Below are 21,670 nucleotides of genomic sequence, written 5' to 3' on the forward strand. Positions count from 1 at the left end.
CCGCTCCACCAGCAGCGGCATCGCCTCCGACGCCGTCACCAACTCCCGCAGCGGATACCGGGACAGCACCCCCTCCACCTCCGGCGAGAGCGCGGCCGCCAGCCGCCAGGCGGCCGGACGGGCCTCGTCCCGGAGCGCGGCGGCGGCCTCCAGGACGGTCTCGCGCCGTTCCTCCGGCACACCGTCCGCCGCCCGTTCGTACAGCTGTGCGCCCTCGGTCAGGACCAGCTCGGTGTCGATGCCGGCCGGGATCTTGATCCGGGCGTGGTGCCGCCAGGTGCCGATCGGGTCCGACCAGGCCTCCACCGTGTAGGTCCAGTGACCGGGCTCGCCCGGGGTCACGGTGGCGCCCCAGCGGTCGGTGCCCGGGGCGAGTTCGCGCATCGGGGTCCAGGGGCCGGGCCGGCCCTCCGGGTCGCGCAGCACGACGTTCGCGGCTACGGCGTCGTGCCCCTCCCGGAACACGGTGGCCGACACCTCGAACGCCTCGCCGGTCACGGCCTTGGCGGGCCTTCGCCCGTGCTGGACCACGGGGCGCACGTCGAGGACGGGGATGCGCCCGACGGCCGTGGACGAGGCCTCGGCCGGACGCCGCCGGGGCGGGCCGGGATCGCCGGCGTTCTCCGCCGGCTTCCCGGCTTTCCGGCCCGAGGCCTTCTTGCCGGCTGTCCTGCTGGTCGGTGGTGCTGACGAGTGGTGCGTGGCGGGCATGACCGCTCCTGTCCGCGTCAACGTGGGTGTGGGCGGATGAATATGGGGAGGTGGGTCCTGCGTTCGTGCTGCGGTGCGGCTGTGGGGCGTACCGGAGGAGCCTTCCCATCCGTATCGGGTGGGCAATCCGGCACTTTGTTAACTACTCGCGCGTACGTCTACGTTCAAGACCGGCCCTCTTTTCCGGGTGCCCGCCGGCCGCCGCTCCACGCCCCCGGCACCACCCGCCCTGACCCCGGCGCGCCCCGACACCCGTCCCGGTACGTCCCCACCGACCCCCCGGTAACCACTACCGTCGACAGGGACGACGAGACGTACAGCGCCGTGCGTCTCACACCACGCAACGCGTCCGAGGTGAGATGTGAAGGCGATCCGTCGGTTCACCGTCCGTCCCGTTCTCCCCGAACCCCTCCGGCCGCTGAGCGACCTGGCGCGCAATCTGCGCTGGTCCTGGCATGCGGAAACGCGCGACCTGTTCCAGTCCGTCGACCCCGAGCGGTGGGAGGCGGCCAAGGGCGACCCGGTGCGCCTCCTGGGCGGGGTGCGCCCGGCACGGCTGGCCGAGCTGGCCGGCGACCGGCGGTTCCTGCGCCGGCTGACCGCGGTCGTGGACGACCTCGGCGACTACCTGGCCGGCGACCGCTGGTACCAGCACCAGGGCGACGGACTGCCCGCCGCGGTCGCCTACTTCTCCCCGGAGTTCGGCATCACGGCCGCGCTGCCCCAGTACTCCGGCGGCCTCGGCATCCTCGCCGGCGACCACCTCAAGGCGGCCAGCGACCTCGGGGTGCCGCTGATCGGGGTGGGTCTGCTGTACCGGCACGGCTACTTCCGCCAGAGCCTGTCCCGGGACGGCTGGCAGCAGGAGCACTACCCGGTGCTCGACCCGCACGAGCTGCCCGTCACCCAGCTGAAGGAGGCCGACGGCACCCCCGCCCAGGTCTCGCTCGCGCTGCCCGGGGGCAGGGCGCTGCACGCCCGGATCTGGCTGGCGCAGGTCGGCAGGGTGCCGCTGCTGATGCTCGACTCGGACGTGGAGGAGAACGACCTCGGCGAACGAGGGGTGACCGACCGGTTGTACGGCGGTGGCAGTGAGCACCGCCTGCTGCAGGAGATGCTCCTCGGCATAGGGGGTGTCCGGGCCGTGCGCACCTACTGCCGGCTCACCGGTCACCCGGAACCCGAGGTGTTCCACACCAACGAGGGCCACGCGGGCTTCCTCGGTCTGGAGCGGATCGCCGAACTGTGCGCGCGGGGGCTCGACTTCGACGCGGCGCTGGAGGCCGTGCGGGGCGGCACCGTGTTCACCACGCACACCCCGGTCCCGGCCGGGATCGACCGGTTCGACCGGGAGCTGGTCGCCCGGCACTTCGGCCCGGACTCCGAACTCCCGGGCATCGACGTGCCGCGCGTCCTGGCCCTCGGCATGGAGACCTACCCGGGCGGTGAGCCGAACCTGTTCAACATGGCCGTCATGGGGCTCCGGCTGGCCCAGCGGGCGAACGGGGTGTCCCTGCTGCACGGGCAGGTCAGCCGGGAGATGTTCGCGGGCCTGTGGCCGGGGTTCGACGCCGAGGAGGTGCCGATCACCTCGGTGACCAACGGGGTGCACGCCCCGACCTGGGTGGCCCCCGAGGTGCTCCGGCTCGGGGCCCGGCAGATCGGCTCCCAGCGGGCCGAGGACGCGCTGACCGTCGGCGGCTCCGAGCGCTGGGACTCGGTGGCGGACATCGCGGACCAGGACATCTGGGAACTGCGCCGCACCCTGCGCGAACAGCTCGTGACCGAGGTGCGGGAGCGGCTGCGCGCCTCCTGGCGGCAGCGCGGGGCCGGGGACGCGGAGCTGGGCTGGATCGACGGCGTCCTCGATCCCGACGTGCTCACCATCGGGTTCGCCCGGCGCGTCCCGTCGTACAAGCGGCTGACCCTGATGCTGCGCGACCGCGACCGGCTGATGGAGCTGCTGCTGCACCCCGAGCGGCCGATCCAGATCGTCGTCGCGGGCAAGGCGCACCCGGCGGACGACGGCGGCAAGCGGCTGGTGCAGGAGCTGGTGCGGTTCGCCGACGACCCGCGCGTGCGCCACCGCCTCGTCTTCCTGCCCGACTACGGCATGGCGATGGCGCAGAAGCTCTACCCGGGCTGCGACGTCTGGCTGAACAACCCGCTGCGCCCGCTGGAGGCCTGCGGCACCTCCGGGATGAAGGCGGCGCTCAACGGCTGCCTCAACCTGTCCGTGCTGGACGGCTGGTGGGACGAGTGGTTCCAGCCGGACTTCGGCTGGGCCGTGCCGACCGCGGACGGCGCCGGCACCGATCCCGACCGCCGGGACGACATCGAGGCCGCCGCACTCTACGACCTGCTGGAACAGCGGGTGACCCCGCGCTTCTACGAGCGCGGCCGGGCCGGGCTGCCCGACCGCTGGATCGAGATGGTCCGCCGCACCCTCGGCCGGCTCGGCCCGAAGGTGCTGGCGGGCCGCATGGTCCGGGAGTACGTCGACCGTCTGTACGCCCCCGCCGCCCAGTCGCACCGGGCGCTGACCCCGGACACGGCCCGTGAACTGGCCGCGTGGAAGGCCAGGGTGCGGGCCGCCTGGCCCGGGGTGAGCGTCGACCACGTGGAGACGACGGCCACGACGGCCACCGCGGAGCTGGGCACGACCGTGGGGCTGCGGGTGCGGGTGGGGCTGGGCGAGCTGGAGCCGGACGACGTGGAGGTGCAGGCGGTCTCGGGCCGGGTGGACGCGGAGGACCGCATCACCGAGGCCACGGCGGTGCCGCTGAAGCCGGCCGGGGCCCCCGACCTGGAGGGCCGCCGCCTCTACGAGGGTCCGCTCTCCCTGGACCGCACCGGCCCCTACGGCTACACGGTGCGCATCCTGCCGGCCCACCGTCTCCTCACCTCGGCGGCCGAACTGGGCCTGGTGACGGTGCCCTCGCAGGACGCGGCGGAGGGAGCGGGGGTGCTGCTGCGCTGAGGGCGCGCGGGTCCCGCGGGCGGTGCCGCCCCGCTCAGGCCTCGTCGTACTCGGCGCACAGGCGCTTCAGGACGGTGCCGCAGCGGCGCGCGTAGGCGTGCTGGAAGCCCCGGGTGGCGGGGCCGCCGGCTCGCGCGTACCACTTCTGCGGGCGGCTGAAGGCGGCGACGGTCAGCCAGACCGTGCCGTCACCGGTACGGTCGACCACGAAGGCCTCCTCGCCGCACTCGGGGTGGCCTTCGAGGGTGCCGTAGGCCCAGCCCGCCCGCCGGGGGTCCTCGGCGGTCCAGACGACACGGCAGGGGGCCTTGATGAGGCCGGCCAGGGTGACCGTGACGTCGACGCCCGGGGCGGCGCGGTCGGCGCCGGCGTCGATGCGCACGCCCATGGCGCGGTGCATCTCCCAGGTCAGGACCGCCTCGGCGGCCCGGCTGAAGACCGCCGTCCCCTCGCCGAGCCGGGTGCGGACGAGCATCGGACGGAAGCCGGGCGGGCAGACGGTCACATCGTCGCGTGTCGCGCCGACCGGCTCGTAGGTGAAGGGCGCCTGGGACATGGGTCAAAAGGGTAGGGCGGTACCCGGGACGACCTCCGACCGGGTACCGCCCGGCTTCACCGGGCCGCCGTCACTTGACGTCGACCGCCGTCCAGGCGGCCGCGACCGTGTTGTACTCGGTGCTGGTGGCGCCGTACAGGGCCGACGCCGCGCTCAGCGTCGCCTTGCGGGCGCCCGCGTAGTCGGTGGTCGACGTCATGTACTCGGTGAGCGCCTTGTACCAGACCTTCAGCGCCTTGTCCCGGCCTATGCCGGTGACCTTGGAGCCGTCGGCCGTCGGCGAGTCGTACTTCACGCCGTCAATCGTCTTCGCGCCGCTGCCCTCGGAGAGCAGGTAGAAGAAGTGGTTCGCGACGCCCGAGGACTGGTGCACGTCCTTGTCGCCGACGCCGGCCGACCAGTAGTCGGCGGAGCCGCCGTCCTTGCTGGGCTTGTCCATGTAGCGCAGCGGGGTGCCGTCGCCGTTGATGTCGATCTTCTCGCCGATGAGGTAGTCGCCCTTGTCGGTGGTGTTGTCGGCGTAGAACTCCACGCCGGTGCCGAAGATGTCGCTGGTGGCCTCGTTGAGGCCGCCGGACTCGCCGCTGTACTCGAGACCGGCGGTGTTGGAGGTGACGCCGTGGCTCATCTCGTGGCCGGCCACGTCCAGCGCGGTCAGCGGGTGGTTGTCGCCCTCGCCGTCGCCGTAGGTCATGCAGAAGCAGCTGTCGTCCCAGAAGGCGTTGACGTAGTCGCTGCCGTAGTGGACGCGGGAGTACGCGGCCTTGCCGTCGTTCTTGATGCCGCTGCGCCCGAAGGTGTTCTTGTAGAAGTCCCAGGTGACCTGGGCGCCGTAGGCCGCGTCGGCGGCGGCCGTCTGGTCGGTGGGCGAGGAGGAGGCGGTGCCGGTGCCCCACACGTCGTCCGCGTCGGTGAACAGCGTGCCCTCGCCGCTGGTCTTGCGGGCCAGGTTGGTCGTCTGGTGACCGCCGCGCGAGGTGTCCTTGAGCTGGAACTCGGAACCGGACTTGGTGGTGCCGAGCGTCACCGTGCCCGAGTACTGGGTCTTGCCGGACCCCGTCTCGACGGCCTGGTGCTCGTACAGCTTCCTGCCGGTCCCGGCGTCGGTGACGACGTGCAGTTCGTTCGGCGTGCCGTCGTCCTGGAGGCCGCCGACGACCGTCTCGTAGGCGAGGACCGGCTTGCCGTCGGCCGCCCAGATCACCTTGCGCGGTGCCGTGTCGGCGGCCGTCTTCTCCGAACCGGCCGCCCTGGCCGCGGTGAGCGCCTGGGACTCGGCCTTGCCGGTGGTGACCTTCGGCGTGAGCGAGTCGACCGCGATGGTCGCCGCGGTGTTCCTGGTGACGCCCTCGGTCCTGCCGGACTTCGCGGTGTGGACGATGAGGTCGCCGCCGAGGACGGGCAGGCCGCCGTAGGTGCGCTCGTAGCGGGTGTGCAGGGTGCCGTCGGCGTCCTTGACGACGTCCTTGACGACCAGCTTCTCCTTGGCGCCGAGGTCCATCTTCCGCGCGGTGGCGGCGGCGCCGGACTGGGCCTGCCGGATCAGCGTGGTGCGGGCCCCGGCGGAGAGCTGGGCCGGGGCGGCCGGCAGGGCGCCGGCGGTGGTGGACCCGTGGGGGGTGTCGGCGTTGGCGTTGAGGGCCACACCGGTGGTGATCAGTACGCCGGCCGCCACCGCGGTGGCGATGACCAGCTTGGTGCGCTTCTGGCGCGCGTGAACGGGGCTCACTGAAGCTCCTTGTTCGTGGGGGGTCTCCGGCCGGCGTGGGGGCCGACAGGAGTGTGGTGCTGTGATGGTGCTGTGGTGCCGCGGCGGTGGGGACAGCCTGGCGTGGAGAGCGCGTACATGTCATGCCCCCGAGTGATGTTGGCCGGAAAACGGTTGTCCGGTAACGGCCTCGGAAATGCGTACGAGCACGGCCCGGAGGTGCGAACCTCCGGGCCGTGCCCGCTGTGCCGCGCCGAAACCGCCGGCTCGCGGAACGTCGGCTTCCGGCCAGGGGGCCGGGGCAAAAGGGGAGGGCGGTACCGGGGCATCCGCCCCGGTACCGCCCTCGTCCGGTTCTGCTGCGACTAGTTGACGTTGACCGCCGCCCAGGCCGCGGCCACCGCCTTGTACTCGGTGCTGGTGGAGCCGTACAGGGCCGACGCCGCGCTCAGGGTCGCCGTGCGCGCACCCGAGTACTTCGTCGTCGAGGTCATGTACGTGGTGAGCGCCTTGTACCAGATCTGCAGCGCCTTGGCGCGGCCGATGCCGGTGACCGTGGAGCCGTTGTAGGTGGGCGAGTTGTACGTCACGCCGTTGATCGTCTTCGAACCGCTGCCCTCGGACAGCAGGTAGAAGAAGTGGTTCGCGACACCGGACGAGTAGTGCACGTCCTTGTTGCCCACGGAGGAGGACCAGTAGTCGGCGGAGCCGCCGTCCTTGCTGGGCTTGTCCATGTAGCGCAGCGGGGTGCCGTTGCCGTTGATGTTGATCTTCTCGCCGATGAGGTAGTCACCGACGTCCGAGCTGTTGGCCGCGTAGAACTCCACACCCGTGCCGAAGATGTCCGAGGTGGCCTCGTTCAGACCGCCGGACTCGCCGCTGTAGTTGAGGCCCGCGGTGTTGGAGGTGACACCGTGGCTCATCTCGTGGCCGGCCACGTCCAGCGAGGTCAGCGGGTGGGTGTTGCCGCTGCCGTCGCCGTAGGTCATGCAGAAGCAGCTGTCGTCCCAGAACGCGTTGACGTAGGAGCTGCTGTAGTGGACGCGGGAGTAGGCGCCGACACCGTTGTTCTTGATGCCGTTGCGGCCGAAGGTGCTCTTGTAGAAGTCCCAGGTCTCCTGCGCGCCGTAGGCGGCGTCCGCGGCGGCCGTCTGGTCCGTCGAGGAGCTGGAGGCCGCGCCCGTGCCCCAGACGTTGTCGGCGTCGGTGAACAGGGTGCCGGTGCCGGAGGTGCCGCGGGCCAGGTTGTACGTCTTGTGGCCGCCGCGCGAGGTGTCGTACAGCTGGTACGTCGAACCCGACAGGTTGGTGTTGAGGCTGACGGTGCCGGAGTACAGGGTCTTGCCGGTGCCGGTCGCGTTCTCGATGCCCTGGTACTCGTACAGCTTCTTGCCCGTGGCCGCGTCGGTGATGACGTGCAGCTGGTTCGGGGTGCCGTCCTCCTGGAAGCCCCCGACGACCGTCTCGTAGGCGAGGACGGGCTTGCCGGAGCCGGCCCAGATCACCTTGCGCGCGCCGTCCGCCGTGGTCTTGGCGGAGCCCAGCGTTCTGGCGGCGCCCACGGCCTGCTTCTCCGCCTTGGCGGCGGTGATCTGCGGCTTGAGCGAGGCCACCTTGACGGCCGACTTGTTGGCCTTGGTGACGCCCTCGGCCTTGCCGGACTTCGCGGTGTGGACGATGAGGTCGCCGCCGAGGACGGGCAGGCCGCCGTAGGTGCGCTCGTAGCGGGTGTGCAGGGTGCCGTCGGCGTCCTTGACGACGTCCTTGACGACCAGCTTCTCCTTGGTGCCGAGGCCGATCTCCCGCGCGGTGTCGGCCGCGCCGGCCTGGGCCTGCTGGATCAGCGTGGTGCGCGCCGCGGCGGAGAGCTGGGTCGGGGCGGCCGCGAGCGTCCTCGCGGTGGCGGCCTCGGCCGCGTTCTGGGCGCTGGCACTGGTGGTCAGACCAGTGGAGAGCAGGGCTCCGGCGGCGACTGCGGTGGCGACGGCCAGAGTGGTGCGATTGCGACGCGCGTAGAGGGGGCTCACAGAAGCTCCTTCTCGTGGGGGAGTCCGGTCAGAGTGGGGTCACTGTCCGGAGGTGGTGATGGGAAGTTGCTGTGCTGCTGCGGCGGTGAGGGAAGAGTGGCATCAGAGACGCGTACATGTCAGGACCCTGATGTGATGTTGGCTCAAATCCAACTGTCCGATAATCGTTTCGGCTATGTAAACGGGCGTCGCCCGGGGGTCCGAACCCCCGGGCGACGCCTTTGTTCTCCGGCTCGTGGCGAGCGGTTTACGGGAAAGTCAGCTTCCAGCTGTTGATCTTGCCCGTGTCGTACGTGGCTTGATCCTGAACCTTCAACTTCCAGGTTCCGTTGGCCGACTCGGTGGCGGCGTTGACCGTGTAGGTCGCCTGGACGTTGTCCGCCGAGTCGGAGGAGGAGAAGTTCTTCAGGCGGTACGAGGTGCCCGACGGGCCGACCAGGTCGATCACCAGGTCACCGCGCCAGGTGTGCGTGATGTCCACGCTCACCTGGAGGTTGCTCGGCGCGTTTCCGCTCCTGCCGGAGACGGTGATGTTCGAGGTGACGGCGGGGCCGTTGTCCGGAATCGACACCGGGCTGGTGTTCTCGTACGAGGTGCCGCCGCCCCCGCCGCCGCCGGAGCGTGAACCGACCGCCACGCCCGCCCAGGCGTCCTGCACGGCCTTGTACTCGGCGCTGGTGGTGCCGTACAGCTCGCCGGCCGCCGCGAGCGTGCCGGTGCGCGCGCCCGCGTAGTTGGTGGTGGACGTCCACTTGGTGGTCAGCGCCCGGTACCAGATCTGCAGCGCCTTGTCCCGGCCGATGCCGGTGACCGGAAGGCCGTCCGCCGTCGGCGAGTTGTAGCTGACGCCGTTGATGACCTTGGCGCCGCTGCCCTCGCTCAGCAGGTAGAAGAAGTGGTTCGCCGGGCCGGACGAGTAGTGGACGTCGACGCCGCCGATCCCCGAGTACCAGCTGTCCTTGGACGCGCCGTCCTTGCTGGGCTTGTCCATGTAGCGCAGCGGGGTGCCGTCGCCGTTGATGTCGATCTTCTCGCCGATGAGGTAGTCGCCGACGTCGGTGGAGTTGTTGGCGAAGAACTCCACGCCGGTGCCCATGATGTCGCTGGTGGCCTCGTTCAGGCCGCCGGACTCACCGCTGTAGTTCAGGTTCGCGGTGTTGGAGGTGACGCCGTGGCTCATCTCGTGGCCGGCGACGTCGAGGGCGGTCAGCGGGTCGGCGTTGCCGGAGCCGTCGCCGTAGGTCATGCAGAAGCAGCTGTCGTCCCAGAACGCGTTCACGTACGAGTTGCCGTAGTGGACGCGGGAGTAGGCGCCGACGCCGTTGTTCTTGATGCCGCTGCGGTTGAAGGTGCTCTTGTAGAAGTCCCAGGTGACCGCGGCGCCGTAGTGGGCGTCCGCGCCCGCGGTGGCGGCGTTCGACGTGGTGCCGTTGCCCCAGGTGTCGTTGGTCTGGGAGAACAGCGTGCCGGTGCCCGAGCTGCCGTGGTTCAGGTTGTACGTCTTGTGGCCGCCGCGCGCCCCGTCGGTCAGCGTGTAGTTCGAGCCCGACTGGGTCGTGGTCAGCGTGACCTGGCCGCTGTACTGGGTGTTGCCGATGCCGTTCTTGATCCCCTGGTACTCGAACAGCTTCTTGCCCGTGGCCGCGTCGGTGACGACGTGGAGCTGGTTCGGCGTGCCGTCGTCCTGGAGGCCGCCGACGACCGTCTCGTAGGCGAGGACGGGCTTGCCGGAGCCGGCCCAGACGACCTTCCGCACGCTGTCCGCCGCCGACCTGGTGCCACCGAGGGACCTGGCCCGCTGGGCGGCCTGCTTCTCGGCCGCGGCCTTCGACACGGCCGGGGTGAGGTCCGTGACCTTCAGTGTGGCCCGGGTGGCCTTGACGACCGACTTCGTGGCACCGGACCTGGCGGTTTCGACGACGAGGTCGCCGCCGAGCACAGGCAGACCGGCGTAGGTGCGCTCGTAGCGGGTGTGCAGGGTGCCGTCGGCGTCCTTGACGACGTCCTTGACGACCAGCTTCTCCTTGGCGCCCAGACCGATCGCCCGGGCCGTCGCGGCCGTCCGGGCGTCGGCGTGCCGGATCAGCTCCGTGCGCTGCGCCGGCGTGAGCTGGACGGCGACATGGGCCGGATCGGCCTTGCCGGCCTGAGGCTTGGCGGGGGCGGCGGTCGCGGCGCCGGACTGGACGGCCGCGGCGATCAGCGCGGCGACGCCGGCGAGGGCGACGGTGGCGGTGCGGTGGTGCCCGGTGTGGGGGGTGCGTCTGCGAGAGGTGCTGCTCAACACTGACTCCTTCTGCATGACCGCGGGTCGCGCGGCCAGGGGAGACCGGACGGTGGGTTGGGACGTCCGGGCAGAACAGGGCGTTACGCGGAACCACGTGCAGGTGCGCGGCGGGCTCACCCGGTGCGTGCGAAGCTGTGCGTTCGCTGTGAGCCGGCCGTTGTGAAGAGTGACAGGGAATCACCCGACCTGTCAGGACCACGTCACGAACTTGGCCGGAAATCGTACGTAGTCCGGATATTCATGTTCGGTATACGAACCGTTGGCCGCGTGACGGGACACGGGCCGCCCGTGCCGCACACACCGGCGCACGGGCCCCCGCGTCCGCTTTGTCAGTCCGCCGTGCCGTCCCCGTGCCAGGTCCGCCACAGGGACGCGTACGCCCCGTCGGCCCGCACCAGCTCCTCGTGCGTGCCCAGTTCGGTGAGCATCCCGTCCTCCATCACCGCCACCCGGTCCGCGTCGTGCGCGGTGTGCAGGCGGTGGGCGATGGCGATGACCGTACGGGACCGGAGGACCGCGGCCAGGGCACGCTCGGCGTGGCGGGCGGCGGTGGGATCGAGCAGGGCCGTGGCCTCGTCGAGGATCAGGGTGTGGGGGTCGGCCAGCACCACGCGGGCCAGGGCCAGTTGCTGGGCCTGGGAGCCGTCGGTGGAGTGGCCGTTCGGGCCGAGCGCGGTGTCGAGCGAGTCGGGCAGGGCACGCACCCAGTCGTCGGCGCCCACCGCCGTCAGCGCCGCCCACAGCGCCTCGTCCGTGGCGCCGGGCCCGGCGATCAGCAGGTTGTCCCGGACCGTGCCGAGGAACACGTGGTGCTCCTGGGTGACCAGGACGACCTGGCGGCGCAGCAGTTCCGGTTCCAGGGAGGCGATCGGCACCCCGCCGACCGTCACCGAGCCCGCCCCGGGGGTGTCGATGCCCGCGAGGAGCCTGCTGAGGGTCGTCTTCCCGGCGCCGGACGGGCCGACCACGGCCAGCCGTTCGCCGGGCCGCACCGTCAGGTCCACCCCCCGCAGCACCTCGCCGCCGCGTTCGTAGGAGTACCGCACCCCGCGCACGTCGATCCGGTCGTCCTCCGGCACCGGGCAGGCGCCTTCCGGATCCGTCCGGGGTGCCTGCGCCAGACCCTCCACGCGCGCGAACGAGGCGCCGCTGCTCTGCAACTGCTCCACCCGCATCAGGATCTGGTCCAGCGGCTCCGTGAACTGCCGCAGGTACAGGGCCGCCGCCACCACCGCGCCGACCCCCACCGCACCGCGCTGGTGCAGCCAGCCGCCGAGCAGCAGCACGCCCACCACGGGGACGGTGTAGGTCACCTCGACCGCCGGGAAGAAGACGGTCCGCAGGTAGAGGGTGTGGAAGCGGGCCCGGCGGGACCGCTCCAACGCCTCCCGGCTCGCGGTGACCCGCCGCCCGCGCAGCCGGAACGCCTCGACCGTGCGCGCCCCGGCCGCCGTCGCCGCCACGATCTCGGCCACCTCGGAGTTGGCCGCGCCCTCGGCGAGGTAACCGTCCCGGGCCCGGCGCAGATACCAGCGCAGCGCCAGCCAGATGGGCGTCAGGCACACCACGCCGAACAGGCCCAGCAGCGGATCGAGCGCGAACACCGCGCCCAGCACGAACAGCGCCTGCACGGTGCTGACGAGCAGCTCCGGTCCGACGTCCCGCAGCGTCGTGCCGACCGTCGCCACGTCGGCCGTGCCGCGCGCGGTCAGGTCACCGGTACCGGCCCGCTCCACCGTCGACGCGGGCAGTGCCAGCACCCGGTCGACGTACTCCTCGCGCACCCGGGCCAGCGTCCGCTCCCCGAACCGGTGCCCCACGTACCGCGCCCAGCGCGCCAGCAGCAACTGGGCGAACGCGCAAAGCAGGATCAGCAGCGCCGGCCCGTCCACCGCGTCGACCCCGTGCCCGGCCCGGACCTCGTCGATGATCCGCCCGACCAGCCACGGACCGGCCAGCCCCGCCGCGGCCGCCAGCGCGTTGAGCACCAGCGCCGCGGCGAACGCCCGCCCGTCGGCCCGCACCAGCCGTACGGTCGCCCGTCGCACCCCGGCCCGGTCCGCGACCGGCAGCAGCCCCTCGCCCGCCGTCACCGCACGGCCTCCTCGGTGTCCTCGATGCCCTTCGTACCCCTCGTGTCCCCGGTGTTCGAGGTGTCCTCGACGTCGCGCGCCACCAGCGCCCGGTAACCCGGCTCCTCCGCCAGCAGCCGCCGGTGCGGGCCGCTCGCCGCCACCTTGCCGTCGGCCAGGAACAGCACCGTGTCGGCGCGGTCCAGCACCAGCGGCGAGGTGCTCGTCACCACCGTCGTACGGCCCTCGCGCGCATCCCGCAGCCGCTCGGCGACGGTGGCCTCCGTGTGCGCGTCCAGCGCCGAGGTCGGCTCCACGGCGAGCAGCACCTCGGGGTCGGCCAGCAGCGCCCGCACCAGCCGGATCCGCTGCCGCTGGCCGCCGGAGAGGCTGCGGCCCTGCCCGGCGACGACCGAGTCCAGGCCGTCCGGCAGCCCCCGTACGACGTCCTCGGCGGCGGCCGCGTACACCGCCCGGCGCAGCGCGGCCTCGCCGGCCGGTTCCGCGGCGGCCACCATCTCCCCGAGCGGCCCGGCGAACAGGTCCGCCTCGTTGTCGGCGACCAGGATCCGGGACCGCACCTCGTCCAGCGGCACCTCGTCCAGCCGCACCCCGCCCCAGGTGGCGTCGGTCGTCCCGTACCTGCCGAGCCGGTCCACCACCGCCGCCGCGTCGGCCGGACGCGCGGAGGCCAGCGCTACCAGCCGGCCGGCCGGCACCCGGACCCCGGACGCCGGGTCGCACAGCTCGGCCGGGCCGTCCGGCGCGGGCAGCGTGCCCTCGTCCGGCTCCGGCGCCATCCGCAGCAGCCCCACCACCCGGCGGGCCGCCACCACGCCCCGGTTCAACTGGTAGGTCAGCTCGATGAAGAACGCCACCGGGACGATCAACACCGCCACGTAGCCGTACACCGACACCAGCTCACCGATGCTGATCCCGCCCTCGGCCGCCTGCCGCGCCGCGAGCCAGGTCACCACCGCGAGGAACAGCGTGGGCACGCCCATGCCCAGCGCCTGCACCCAGCTGGCCACCGCCCCCACCCGGTACCCCTGCGCGCGCAGCCGCCGCGAGTCGCCGCGGAAGGCGTCCGCGAACAGTCCCTTGCCGCCGAAGCCGTTGAGCACCCGCAGCCCGCCCGCGAGATCCCCGATCCGGGCCGCCAGCACGCCCTGCCGCTCCCGGTACTCGCCCTCCGCGCCCTGCAGCCGCAGCGTCAGCGGCCCGGTGAGCAGCGCGACCACCGGCACCCCGAGCAGCACCACGGCGGCGAGCGGCGCCGAGATGGACAGCAGCACCCCGGCCACCACCACGTAGACCACCAGCGAGCCCACCCCGGGCCCGACCACGGTCAGTGCCTGCGCGATGGTCTGCACGTCGCCGACCCCGATGGTGACGACCTCCCCGGCACCGGCCCGCCGCGGCAGCGCCGCCCCCAGCCGGGCCGCGTGCTCCACGACCAGCTTCACCGTGCGGAAGTTGGCGTCCATCCGCACCCGGGTCATGGTGCGGTGCCGCATGATGCTCACCCAGGAGTTCAGCCCGCCGACCACGAACATCACGCCGGCCCACCCGGCCAGCACCGCCGTCCGGCCCGGCACCAGACCGTCGTCCACCGCCCGCGCCATCAGGTACGGCTGCGCCGCCATCAGCACCATCCACACGCTGCCCAGCAGCGCGCCCACCAGCGACCTCACCTGCTGGCGCAGCACCAGCCAGCCCAGGTAGTGCCAGCCGCCGCGGACGTCCGGTGTGCCCGGATCCTCGTACGCGTCGATCAACCTGCCGCCCCCGTCCCGTCCGTCCCGCTACGCCAGACTGTCCCGCCACGCCTTGTGCAGATCCGCGAACCTGCCGGTGCCCGCGATGAGTTCGCCCGGGCTGCCGTCCTCGACGATCCGGCCCCGCTCCATCACCAGCACCCGGTCGGCGATCTCCACGGTCGACAGCCGGTGCGCGATCACCACGGCGGTACGGCCGCGCAGCACCGTGGCCATCGCCCGCTGCACGGCCCGCTCGCCCGGCACGTCCAGGGAACTGGTCGCCTCGTCCAGGATCAGTACCGCCGGATCGGCCAGCAGCGCGCGGGCGAACGCGACGAGCTGGCGCTGCCCGGCCGAGATGCGGCCACCGCGCTTGCGGACGTCCGTGTCGTAGCCGTCGGGCAGGGCGCTGATGAACTCGTGCGCGCCGATCGCCTTGGCGGCCCGCTCGACGTCCTCCCGGGAGGCGTCGGGCCGGCCGATCGCGATGTTGTCCGCCACCGTGCCGGAGAACAGGAACGCCTCCTGCGTCACCATGACCACCCCGCGCCGCAGCTCGGGCGTCCCCAGTTCGCGCAGGTCGACCCCGTCGAGCAGCACCCGTCCGTCGGACGGGTCGTAGAACCGGGCGAGCAGCTTGGCCAGCGTCGACTTGCCCGCGCCCGTGGAACCGACGACGGCGACGGTCTGCCCGGCCGGGAGCATCAGATCGAAGCGCGGCAGCACCTCGCCGCCCGTGCGGTACGCGAAGCGGACCCCGTCGAAGACCACCTCGCGGCCCGGGAAACCGTTCCCGAGCGCGGGCAGTTCGCGCGGCGCCGACGGCTCCGGCACGGTCGGCGTCTGGGCCAGCAGCCCGGCGATCTTCTCCAGCGAAGCGGCCGCGGACTGGTAGGAGTTCAGGAACATGCCGAGCCGGTCGATCGGGTCGTACAGCCGCCGCAGGTACAGCACGGCCGCCGCCAGCACGCCCAGCTCCAGCGATCCGGACGCCACCCGGTAGGCGCCCCACAGCACGATCCCGGCGACCGCCGTGTTGGCCACCAGCCGGGAGCCGACCACGTACCGGGCCATCTCCAGCAGGGCGTCGCCGTTGGTGCGCTCGTGCCGCTGGTTCAGCACGGCGAACTCGGCGTCGTTCGCCGCCTCCCGGCGGAAGGCGCGCACCGGGCGGATGCCGTTCATCGTCTCCACGAACTTCACGATCACCGTCGCGATCGCCGTGGACCGCGCCCGGTACACCCGCCCCGCCCGCCGCTGGTACATCCGCACCAGCAGGTACAGCGGCACGAAGGAGGCCACCGCGACCGCGCCGAGGCCGAGATCGAGCCACAGCAGCATCGCCGAGATGTAGACGAAGGACAGGACGACGGTCACCAGTTCCTGCAGCCCCTCGTCGAGGAGTTCGCGCAGCGACTCGACGTCCGTCGTGGAGCGGGAGATCAGGCGACCGCTCGTGTACCGCTCGTGGAAGTCGACGCTGAGGGCCTGCGCGTGCCGGAAGATCCGGCCCCGCAGATCCAGCAGCACGTTCTGGTTGACCCGGGCGGAGGCCTCGATGAACGCGAACTGCAGCCCGCCGGAGAGCAGCGCGCACAGCAGGTAGCCGGCGCCCACCGCGATCAGCGGCCCGTGGTCGTGGTCCCGGAACGCCGGAACGGCGTTGTCGATGGCGTACGCCACCAGCAGCGGACCCGCCTGCACGGCCGCCTGCTGGAGCAGCAGCAGGAGCGTGGTGACGGCGACCCGGGACTTCATGGGCGCGAGCAGCGAGCGCAGCAGCGCGGCCGTGGCGCCGGGCGGCGTGGGCAGGACGTCGTGGTCGAAGGGGTCGCCGTCGCCGGTGTCCCGCGCCCGCGGCGGCCGCTCCTCGTCGTCCGTGGCCGGGGCGGCGGTCGTCGTGCTGGTCATCGGTGGTCCTCCCGGTCCCCGGCCGCCGCGCCCGACATCAGGTGCGCGTACTCGGCGTTCGTGCGCAGCAGTTCCTGGTGCGTGCCGACCGCGGCGATCCGGCCGCCCGACAGCAGGGCGACCCGGTCGGCGAGCAGCACCGTGGACGGCCGGTGGGCCACGATCAGCGCGGTGGTGTCGGCGAGCACCTGGCGCAGCGCGGCCTCGACGGCGGCCTCCGTGTGCACGTCCAGCGCGGACAGCGGGTCGTCCAGCACCAGGAACTCCGGCCGGCCGACCACCGCGCGGGCCAGCGCAAGGCGCTGGCGCTGCCCGCCGGACAGGCTCAGCCCCTGCTCGCCCACCTGGGTGCCGGTGCCCTGCGGCAGCGCGTGCGCGAAGTCGGCCTGGGCGACCGCGAGCGCCCGGTCCAGGTCCGCCTCGCCGGCGCCGTCCGCCGCGCCCATCAGTACGTTCTCGCCGACGGACGCGGAGAACAGCGTGGGTTCCTCGAAGGCCACGGCGACCCTCGCGCGCAGCTCCTCGCGGGGCATGGCGGCGATGTCCACGCCGTTCAGGCTGATGCGTCCCGAGGTGACCTCGTGCAGCCGGGGGACGAGCGCGGTCAGCGTCGTCTTGCCACTGCCGGTGGCCCCGACCAGGGCCATGGACTCACCGGGGCGGATGTGCAGGTCGACGCGGTCGAGCAGGGGCGGGGAGTCCGGGGGCGCGTCGGGGTAGCGGAACCGTACGCCGTGGAAGCGCAGCCCGGGTCCGGACCCGTCGCCGGCGCCGTCCGCGGCCGCCCCGGCGCTCTCCGGTTCCTCGTCCATCACCTCGAAGTACCGCTCGGTGGCGGTCGCCGCCTCCTGGCTCATGGCCAGCAGGAAGCCGATGGAGTCCACCGGCCAGCGCAGGGCGAGCGCCGTGCTCAGGAACGCGACCAGCGTGCCCGCGGACAGCTCGCCGTCGGCCACCTGCAGCGCGCCGACCACCAGCGCGGCGCCGATGGCCATCTCCGGCAGCGTCACGATGACGCCCCAGATGGTGGCCAGCAGCCGGGCCTTGCGCAGTTCCGTGCCGCGCAGCCTGCCCGACAGCTCGTGGAAGGCCCGCGCCTGGGTGCGGTGCCGGCCGAAGCCCTTGATGATGCGGATGCCGAGGACGCTCTCCTCGACGACCGTGGTCAGGTCGCCGACCTGGTCCTGGGCGCGCCGCGCCACCTCGGCGTAGCGCCGCTCGAAGACCACGCAGGTCCACAGCACCGGAACGGCGGGCCCGAGGATGACCAGGCCGAGCACCCAGTCCTGCATCAGCATGATCACCACGCCGACGAGGATCGTCACACCGTTGACCAGCAGGAAGGTCAGCGGAAACGCCAGGAACATGCGCAGCAGCATCAGATCGGTGGTGGCCCGGGAGAGGAGCTGGCCCGAGGCCCACCGGTCGTGGAAGGACACCGGCAGCCGTTGCAGCCGGCGGTACAGGGCCGCCCGCAGTTCGGCCTCGACGTGCGACAGCGGCCGGGCCACCAGCCAGCGCCTTATGCCGAACAGGACCGCCTCGGCGATGCCGAGGAGCAGCAGGCACAGCGCGCCGAGCCAGACACCCGCCGGGTTCCGGTCGGCGACCGGCCCGTCGACCATCCACTTCAGCACCAGCGGGATCACCAGGCCCACGCACGAGGCGACGACCGCGACGAAGGCGGCCGTGAACAGCCGCGCCCGCACGGGCCGCACGAACGGCCACAGGCGCAGCAGGGTGCGGACGGCCGACCGCTCGGGGCGGACTTCTTCTGCGGTGGTTGCACGTGTCGTGGGCATCAGGGGTGAGCCTACGGATCGCCACTGACATCGCCCACCGAGTTTTGGCCGGACCCGGCTCCGCCGCTGGACCTACGACCTGCGGCTTCGGGCGGCCGGACCGTGCCCGGGGCCCGCCGCGCGGCCACCGCGCCGCCCGCGGAACGGGCGCCCGGCGGGACGCCCCCGGCGCTCGCGGTCGCACCCCGCCATCGGCCGATCGGACGATGCCGCCGTCGCGGGACGGAGGATGTGCCGGGCGGGCCCGCTCCGCGACGCTCGGACCATGCCTGTCATCGAAGTCACCGCACTGCGCAAGCTCTACGGCGGCCGCGCGGTCGTCGACGACGTCTCCTTCGGTGTGGAGGAGGGCGAGATCTTCGGGATCCTCGGCCCGAACGGCGCCGGCAAGACCACCACCGTCGAGTGCGTAGAGGGCCTGCGCGTCCCCGACGGGGGCAGCGTCCGGGTCACCGGTCTCGACCCGGCCGCCGACCACGAGCGGGTCTCCCGGGTGCTCGGCGCCCAGCTCCAGCAGAGCGAGCTCCAGCCGAGGATCACCGTCCGCGAGGCGCTCGAACTGTACGCCTCGTTCCACCGCGACCCGCTCGACTGGGGGCCCCTCGCCGAACGCCTCGGCCTGACCGGCCGGCTCGGCAGCCGGTTCGGCCGGCTGTCCGGCGGACAGAAGCAGCGGCTGTTCATCGCGCTCGCCCTCGTCGGCAATCCCAGGATCGTCGTCCTCGACGAACTCACCACCGGCCTGGACCCGCGCGCACGCCGCGACACCTGGCGGCTCATCGAGGACGTCCGGGACCGCGGGGTGACCGTGCTGCTCGTCACCCACTTCATGGAGGAGGCCCAGCGGCTCTGCGACCGCATCGCCGTGATCGACAAGGGCCGGCTGGCCGCGCTCGACACCCCGGCGGGGCTGATCCGCCGCTCGGCCGGCGCCACCGTCATCAGCTTCACCCCGTCCGCACCGCTGGACGAGCGCGATCTGAACGCACTGCCGCACCTCTCCTCCGTGGCGCACAAGGACGGCCGGATCACGCTCTCCGGCACCGACGACACCGTCGACGCCGTCCTCACCCTGCTCGCCCGCCACCGCGTCACCGCCCACCAGCTGCGCGTCACGGACGCCACGCTGGACGACGCGTTCCTCGACCTGACGAAGGAGCCGACGGCATGAGCATCGCCGTACTGCGCACCGAGGCCCGCCTCTTCCGCCGCGAGCCCGGCGCCGTCTTCTGGATCCTGCTCTTCCCGACGCTGCTGCTGGTGATCCTCGGCTCGATCCCGTCCTTCCGGCAGCCCCAGGACTCCCTCGGCGGTCTGCGCACGATCGACGCCTATGTCCCGGTGGCCGTACTGCTCGGCCTGATCGTCGGCGGTCTGCAGTCCATGCCGCAGTCCCTGACGGGGTACCGGGAGCGCGGCATCCTGCGGCGGATGCGGACGACACCCGTCCGTCCGGGCTCCGTGCTCGCGGCGCACATGGTGGTCTTCGGCGTCGCCTCCCTGGCGTCGGCGCTGCTGGTGCTGGTGGTGGGACGGCTCGCCTTCGGCGTGCACCTGCCGAAGCAGCTCGTGGGATACGCGCTGGCCCTGCTGCCGGCCGTCCTGGTCTCCCTCGCCCTCGGATCCGTGGTGTCGGCTCTGTCCCGTACGACGAAGACGGCGGGTGCCATCGGGTCCGCCGTGTTCTTCCCGGCCATGTTCTGCGCGGGTGTCTGGCTGCCGGTGCAGGCCATGCCGCGCCTCCTCGCCAGGATCGTGGGCTACAGCCCCTTCGGGGCGGCCGCCCAGGCCCTGAACCGGGCGGCGGCCGGGCACTGGCCGGGCTGGAGCCACCTGGGGGTGCTGGCGGTGTGGATCCTGCTGCTCACGGGGGCGGCCGGCCGCTGGTTCCGCTGGGAGTAGGCGGGAACGGGCCGTGCAGACTGGGGACATGACCGCGGTGGACACGCGCATCGACCGGCGCTGGGAGCAACTGCACACCTGGGGGCCGTACGCGCTGCTCGGCATCGGTGTCGTCCTAGCGGTCGCCTCCGCCGATCCGCACGCCGGCCCGTCCCGGTGGTACACCGCGTGGGCGCTGGTCGGGGCCGCCGTCGCGCTCCAGCTGTGGTGGCACGGCAGCCGTCCGCGCACATCCTGCCGCGGCCGGACGCCGTCCCCGGGCGGGACCGCGTACTACGGCGTCCGCTGGGCCCTGGCCTTCGCCCTGACCTGGCTCAACCCGTTCTTCGCGTTCTACGCCGCGGCCGGGTACATGGACGCCGACGAGACGCTGCCGCGCAGGTGGCAGCGGGCCGGACTGCTGGCGAGCGCGGTCACCGTGGCCGGCGCCCAGGCCGGCGGACCGCCGTTCGGCGGCGCGGTCCAGTGGATCCTCTTCGCCGGACTCCTGGTGGCCAACTCCGGCCTGCAGATGGTGGCGGCCCATCTCACCGAGCAGGAGGCGCAGCGCTCCCGTGAGCGCACCGAGACCATCGCCGAACTCGAGCGGACCAACGCCGCCCTGCACCAGGCGCTCGACGAGAACGCCGCCTTGCACGCCCAGCTCCTCGTCCAGGCGCGGGAGGCCGGGGTCGCCGACGAGCGCCGCCGCCTCGCCGCCGAGATCCACGACACCATCGCCCAGGGCCTGACCGGCATCATCGCCCAGCTCCAGGTCGTCGCCGGCGCCCCCGACCTGGCCGTGGCCCGCACCCATCTGGAGCGCGCCTCCGCCCTCGCCCGGCACAGCCTCGGCGAGGCCCGCCGCTCGGTGCACAACCTCGCCCCCGTCGCGCTCGCCGACGACGGACTGCCCGACGCGCTGCGCAAGACGGTCGCCGAGTGGCGCGAACGCGTCGGCGTACGCGCCGAGTTCACCGTCACCGGCACCGCGGAGCACCTGCACGACGAGGTCTCCGCCACCCTGCTGCGGATCGCGCAGGAGGCCCTGTCGAACACCGCCCGGCACGCGGGGGCCGCCCGCGTCGGCGTCACCCTGTCCTTCATGGGCGACGAGGTCGTCCTCGACATCCGCGACGACGGCCGCGGCTTCGACCCGCTCACCGCCCGGGCCCGCACCCGGTCCGGCGGATTCGGCCTGGACGGGATGCGCGCCCGCGCCGAACGCATCGCGGGCTGCGTCACCTTCGAGACCGAACCGGGCCACGGCACCGCGGTGTCGGCTCGCGTACCGTTGGTGCGCCATGACCGATGAGAGCGTCATCACCCTGCTGATCGTCGACGACCATCCGGTCGTACGGGACGGTCTGCGCGGTATGTTCGAGTCCGCGCCCGGCTTCACCGTCCTCGGGGAGGCGGCCGACGGCCCCGAGGCCGTCGCCAGGGCCGCCGCGCTCGACCCGGACGTGATCCTCATGGACCTGCGGATGCCCGGCGGGGGAGGGGTGGACGCCATCCGCGCGCTCACCCGGGACGGCGCCCGCGCCAAGGTGCTCGTGCTGACGACGTACGACACCGACTCCGACACCCTGCCCGCGATCGAGGCCGGGGCGACCGGCTACCTCCTCAAGGACGCCCTGCGCGAGGAGCTGTTCGGCGCGGTGCGGGCCGCCGCCGCGGGCCGCACCGTCCTCTCCCCGGCCGTCGCCTCCCGGCTGGTCTCCGCGGTCCGCGCACCCGGCGGCGAACCGCTGTCCGCCCGTGAGCGCGAGGTCCTGGGGCTGGTCGCCCGGGGCACGTCGAACCGCGAGATCGCCCGGGAGCTGTTCATCAGCGAGGCCACCGTGAAGACCCATCTCACCCACCTGTACGCCAAGCTGGGTGTCAGCGACCGCGCGGCCGCGGTCGCGGCGGCCTACGACCGCGGAATCCTCGGCCGGGCGGACCGGCCGTAGGGCCGTGAGCACCGGCGCGG

The 21,670-nt window shown here is 72.8% G+C and carries 14 protein-coding genes; 5 read left to right on the plus strand and 9 right to left on the minus strand.

Features of this window, described 5'->3' with window-relative positions; all coding sequences use genetic code 11:
• On the minus strand, positions 1 to 711 hold a 711-nt coding region (locus ACWCPN_RS19070; RefSeq protein WP_451207431.1), incomplete at its 3' end, for a maltotransferase domain-containing protein.
• A gap of 361 nt (positions 712 to 1,072) precedes the next feature.
• Between ACWCPN_RS19070 and ACWCPN_RS19075 the strand changes: the two genes are divergently transcribed.
• The gene (locus tag ACWCPN_RS19075; protein WP_451207434.1) at positions 1,073 to 3,691 is read left to right on the plus strand and encodes a glycosyltransferase family 1 protein; all 2,619 of its coding nucleotides are present in this window, start codon (positions 1,073 to 1,075) and stop codon (positions 3,689 to 3,691) included.
• Positions 3,692 to 3,725: 34 nt separating this feature from the next.
• On the opposite strand, the gene ACWCPN_RS19080 is transcribed toward ACWCPN_RS19075, so the two are convergent.
• The 8 genes from ACWCPN_RS19080 to ACWCPN_RS19115 all read right to left on the minus strand — a co-directional run bounded on the left by ACWCPN_RS19080 (position 3,726) and on the right by ACWCPN_RS19115 (position 17,814).
• Positions 3,726 to 4,247: a DUF1990 domain-containing protein gene (locus ACWCPN_RS19080; protein ID WP_451207437.1), complete on the minus strand. Its 522-nt coding sequence runs from the start codon at positions 4,245 to 4,247 to the stop codon at positions 3,726 to 3,728.
• 70 nt (positions 4,248 to 4,317) lie between these two features.
• Entirely contained in the window at positions 4,318 to 5,976 is a 1,659-nt protein-coding gene (locus tag ACWCPN_RS19085; protein ID WP_451207440.1) for a M4 family metallopeptidase, read from the minus strand.
• Between the two features lie 344 nt (positions 5,977 to 6,320).
• Entirely contained in the window at positions 6,321 to 7,982 is a 1,662-nt protein-coding gene (locus tag ACWCPN_RS19090) for a M4 family metallopeptidase (RefSeq protein ID WP_199212070.1), read from the minus strand.
• Between the two features lie 247 nt (positions 7,983 to 8,229).
• Entirely contained in the window at positions 8,230 to 10,269 is a 2,040-nt protein-coding gene (locus tag ACWCPN_RS19095) for a M4 family metallopeptidase (RefSeq protein WP_451207443.1), read from the minus strand.
• A gap of 329 nt (positions 10,270 to 10,598) precedes the next feature.
• On the minus strand, positions 10,599 to 12,362 hold the full coding sequence (locus tag ACWCPN_RS19100) for an ABC transporter ATP-binding protein (protein ID WP_451207445.1): 1,764 nt from the start codon (positions 12,360 to 12,362) through the stop codon (positions 10,599 to 10,601).
• Positions 12,359 to 14,119, minus strand: coding sequence for an ABC transporter transmembrane domain-containing protein (locus ACWCPN_RS19105; protein WP_451207448.1), 1,761 nt, complete (start codon positions 14,117 to 14,119; stop codon positions 12,359 to 12,361). The genes ACWCPN_RS19100 and ACWCPN_RS19105 overlap by 4 nt, the downstream gene beginning before the upstream one ends.
• A 27-nt stretch (positions 14,120 to 14,146) precedes the next feature.
• Positions 14,147 to 16,012: an ABC transporter ATP-binding protein gene (locus ACWCPN_RS19110; RefSeq protein WP_451207451.1), complete on the minus strand. Its 1,866-nt coding sequence runs from the start codon at positions 16,010 to 16,012 to the stop codon at positions 14,147 to 14,149.
• Entirely contained in the window at positions 16,009 to 17,814 is a 1,806-nt protein-coding gene (locus ACWCPN_RS19115) for an ABC transporter ATP-binding protein (RefSeq protein ID WP_451207454.1), read from the minus strand. The genes ACWCPN_RS19110 and ACWCPN_RS19115 overlap by 4 nt, the downstream gene beginning before the upstream one ends.
• A gap of 265 nt (positions 17,815 to 18,079) precedes the next feature.
• On the opposite strand from ACWCPN_RS19115, the gene ACWCPN_RS19120 reads away from it, so the two are divergent.
• The 4 genes from ACWCPN_RS19120 to ACWCPN_RS19135 are packed head-to-tail and all read left to right on the plus strand — an operon-like array spanning position 18,080 to position 21,650.
• On the plus strand, positions 18,080 to 18,985 hold the full coding sequence (locus ACWCPN_RS19120) for an ABC transporter ATP-binding protein (protein WP_451207457.1): 906 nt from the start codon (positions 18,080 to 18,082) through the stop codon (positions 18,983 to 18,985).
• Positions 18,982 to 19,716, plus strand: coding sequence for an ABC transporter permease (locus ACWCPN_RS19125; RefSeq protein ID WP_451207459.1), 735 nt, complete (start codon positions 18,982 to 18,984; stop codon positions 19,714 to 19,716). The genes ACWCPN_RS19120 and ACWCPN_RS19125 overlap by 4 nt, the downstream gene beginning before the upstream one ends.
• Before the next feature lie 28 nt (positions 19,717 to 19,744).
• The gene (locus ACWCPN_RS19130) at positions 19,745 to 21,010 is read left to right on the plus strand and encodes a sensor histidine kinase (RefSeq protein ID WP_451207462.1); all 1,266 of its coding nucleotides are present in this window, start codon (positions 19,745 to 19,747) and stop codon (positions 21,008 to 21,010) included.
• A complete protein-coding gene (locus ACWCPN_RS19135) occupies positions 21,000 to 21,650 on the plus strand; it encodes a response regulator transcription factor (protein WP_365130155.1) in 651 nt (216 codons plus the stop codon). Before ACWCPN_RS19130 ends, ACWCPN_RS19135 begins: the two co-directional genes overlap by 11 nt.
• The last annotated feature ends 20 nt before the right edge of the window (positions 21,651 to 21,670 follow it).

The organism is Streptomyces sp. NPDC002386, assembly GCF_053593175.1.

What these genes read in the sequence shown, in the direction of transcription:
- ACWCPN_RS19115 (WP_451207454.1), bottom strand. Translation starts at nt 17,814, where the DNA reads ATGCCCACGACACGTGCAACCACCGCAGAAGAAGTCCGCCCCGAGCGG.
- ACWCPN_RS19130 (WP_451207462.1), top strand. Translation starts at nt 19,745, where the DNA reads ATGACCGCGGTGGACACGCGCATCGACCGGCGCTGGGAGCAACTGCAC.
- ACWCPN_RS19125 (WP_451207459.1), top strand. Translation starts at nt 18,982, where the DNA reads ATGAGCATCGCCGTACTGCGCACCGAGGCCCGCCTCTTCCGCCGCGAG.
- ACWCPN_RS19080 (WP_451207437.1), bottom strand. Translation starts at nt 4,247, where the DNA reads ATGTCCCAGGCGCCCTTCACCTACGAGCCGGTCGGCGCGACACGCGAC.
- ACWCPN_RS19110 (WP_451207451.1), bottom strand. Translation starts at nt 16,012, where the DNA reads ATGACCAGCACGACGACCGCCGCCCCGGCCACGGACGACGAGGAGCGG.
- ACWCPN_RS19120 (WP_451207457.1), top strand. Translation starts at nt 18,080, where the DNA reads ATGCCTGTCATCGAAGTCACCGCACTGCGCAAGCTCTACGGCGGCCGC.
- ACWCPN_RS19135 (WP_365130155.1), top strand. Translation starts at nt 21,000, where the DNA reads ATGACCGATGAGAGCGTCATCACCCTGCTGATCGTCGACGACCATCCG.